We start from the raw sequence: 373 nt of genomic DNA, 5'->3' as shown, positions 1-373 counted from the left end.
TCGGGCAGCTGGCGGGCGTTCTGGGTCAGCGTGTGCTTGATGCCGTTGCCGTAGGTGAACTGGGCGATGGCGCCGTTGGGGTAGTAGCTCACGCTGGTGGCGTAGGTGCCCGCCTGCGTCGGCTGGCCCAGGGCGTTGGGGGCGTAGTCGATCGACAGGCCGCTGGGATAGGTCTGGATCTTCAACGCGCCGTTGGCGTCATAGCCGTAGCCGGCGCCCCACACCGAGGTGCCGCCCAGGTGGTTCAGGCTCTCGCCGGTGAGCAGGCGACGCCGGTTGTAGGCGTAGCTGGTGAGCGTCGGGTTGGCGACGTTCGGGTTCGTTACCGCGATCGAGGCCGGCAGACCATCCGGGAAGTACGTCCAGGTCTGGT

At 67.6% G+C, this 373-nt stretch carries 1 pseudogene; it reads right to left on the bottom strand.

Features of this window, described 5'->3' with window-relative positions:
* Positions 1-373: pseudogene (locus LG367_RS18125) on the bottom strand (wall-associated protein); the annotation flags it as partial.

It is taken from the genome of Luteimonas panaciterrae (assembly GCF_020511115.1).
Taxonomy (GTDB): Bacteria; Pseudomonadota; Gammaproteobacteria; order Xanthomonadales; family Xanthomonadaceae; genus Luteimonas; species Luteimonas panaciterrae.
This window is presented reverse-complemented; position numbering and strand designations above follow the sequence as displayed.